Source organism: Pedococcus sp. P1_H8 (assembly GCF_056405175.1).
In genome coordinates, this window is sequence record NZ_JBFUCP010000297.1 from 1 (window position 1) to 419 (window position 419).

Sequence of the window (419 nt, forward strand, 5' to 3'; positions counted from 1 at the left end):
CCACGTACCCGGTCAGGGTTCGAGCGGGCGAATGTGATGCTTGGCCTTCACGTCACTGAGCAGGATTCCGACGCCGGCACCGAGCAGTCCGATTCCGACACCAACCGCCGCGCCGGCAAGCCCGAGTCCGATGCCGACCGCGGCACCGCCGAGTCCGATCACGAGTCCCAGCATGATTCCTCCAGAGATACCGTCGGGACAGATGCGGAACGACCTCGACGGGTTGCTCCGCAAGAGTGGAGCACTGTCCACGCTCGTCCTCCCACCTGCCGAATGCAACAGACCGGGGCCGGGAAATGCCCGACGGCCGATTCTCGGCAGATGTGCACGACTCGGAGAGTGTCGAACACCGACCGGCGACGGCGCCCACCGAACCCGCCGCCCGGGCACCCCCGGATAGTTGGACGTCCGTATAGTGG

At 66.3% G+C, this 419-nt stretch carries 1 protein-coding gene; it reads right to left on the reverse strand.

Annotated elements, in window-relative coordinates; translation table 11 throughout:
• Positions 1 to 12: 12 nt before the first annotated feature.
• Entirely contained in the window at positions 13 to 162 is a 150-nt protein-coding gene (locus AC1DYG_RS20095) for a hypothetical protein (RefSeq protein ID WP_477641603.1), read from the reverse strand.
• Positions 163 to 419: the final 257 nt, after the last annotated feature.